The 1,331-nt window shown below is 71.7% G+C and carries 2 protein-coding genes and 1 pseudogene; 1 reads left to right on the top strand and 2 read right to left on the bottom strand.

Going from position 1 to position 1,331, the window contains the following annotated elements; all coding sequences use genetic code 11:
• Positions 1–221: 221 nt before the first annotated feature.
• Entirely contained in the window at positions 222–398 is a 177-nt protein-coding gene (locus ACIA8D_RS41750; protein WP_399240764.1) for a hypothetical protein, read from the top strand.
• Positions 399–414: 16 nt separating this feature from the next.
• Here ACIA8D_RS41750 and ACIA8D_RS41745 read toward each other — a convergent pair whose 3' ends face one another.
• Both ACIA8D_RS41745 and ACIA8D_RS41740 read right to left on the bottom strand, forming a co-directional pair.
• Complete coding sequence (locus tag ACIA8D_RS41745) at positions 415–621, bottom strand: hypothetical protein (RefSeq protein WP_399240762.1); 207 nt, start codon at positions 619–621, stop codon at positions 415–417.
• Positions 622–646: 25 nt separating this feature from the next.
• A pseudogene (locus tag ACIA8D_RS41740) lies at positions 647–1,243 on the bottom strand (thioesterase family protein); the annotation flags it as partial.
• Positions 1,244–1,331: the final 88 nt, after the last annotated feature.

The raw sequence follows: 1,331 nt of genomic DNA, 5'->3' as shown, positions 1-1,331 counted from the left end.
GACGCTCCGCGTCGCCTCCCTCCTCCGCCTTGCGATCGCACGCACCAGGCCCCGCTCCCTGATCCGGCCTGATCCAAACGACAAGCCCTAGCGGCGCACGGGGCTCAAGGGCTCCGCACCGCGCCCTCGCGCGCCTGCCCGGACGGGAATGTGTGGCACAGCACGTTCACTCCGGCGCAATTCGCGTGCCCGTTGTCAGTGGGTGCCACTATTCTCTTCACATGATCCCCACACCCGAGCATGGTCCCGGACGGTCCGCCGAAGAGCTGAACGAGCGGATCCGTGACCTGATGCTGCGCTCCGGTGGGCGGTTGAGTGCCGAGCAGCGTCGGGAGTACGAGGTGTTGGTGGCGGAGTGGGCGGCCGCCGAGCGTGGCGGGATTGTGAAGGCCGCGTAGGGGGCGGCCCGGGGCGCTAACCGTGGGCGCGAGGGAGGCGGACGACCGCTGTTCCGCCCTCCAGGTTCACCGACGTCCGGTTCGGCGGCGCGCCGTCGTCCTTGCCGGGACGCCACGGCAGTACGCCGGCCCGGCCCGCGCGGAGCAGCAGCTGGTCGACGAAGGTCAGCAGCGTCAGCACGATGACCAGGCCCGGCAGTGTCATGAAGAAGACGAACTCCATGACACTCCCAACTGGCAGAGGGTGTTCAGAGTTCCCGGGCGGGCTGGGGGCGGACGGTGAGTATCTGCTGCGCGTGGCCCACGGGGCCGTGGATGTCGTGGAGGATCGAGGAGGTGACTCCCTGGCCGGTGGGGCCGAAGGCGACGGTGGTGTCGAGACCGGTCCAGCCGCCTTCGGGGAGGCGGTGGAGGTGGATGGTCAGGTCGACGTTGGGAAACATCCAGTCGGTGGGCGAGGCGCGTACGGCGATTCCGTTGGCCGTGTCGACCAGCGCGACGTACGAGGCGAGCGGCCCGGCCTCCTCCCCGGCGGCCAGGTCGAGTCCCGTCGAGATCCACGCGGTCGTGCGGCCCGGCTGCGGGGGTGCGACCGGACGGACGTCGAGCGAGGCGATGTAGCCGCCCGGCCACACCGACGCCATCGGCCACGGGGCGAGCGCCTCGGGCGTCGGAAGCCGCTCGGCCCCGCCACCGGCCACGGCCGCCGTGTCGCCGACGGCGAGCAGCCACGCCCGGGCGCGCACGACGGGCCGTCCGGAGATCAGCACGACCACTTCGAGGAGCTCGATGGTGCGGCCGGGCCGGACGGTCTCGATGCGGATCTCGCACTCGTCGAGGGCTAGGGCCTGTCGTTTGGATCAGGCCGGGCTCGCGGGGCCTGGCACGCACGCTCGCGGCGTTGTCGTCGGTCGACGACGCTCCGCGTCGCCT

Origin of the sequence: Streptomyces sp. NPDC051684, from assembly GCF_044453445.1 — a bacterium.
Lineage (GTDB): Bacteria > Actinomycetota > Actinomycetes > Streptomycetales > Streptomycetaceae > Streptomyces.
Note: the sequence above shows the minus strand (reverse complement) of the source record. Positions and strands in the feature narration are given on the sequence as shown.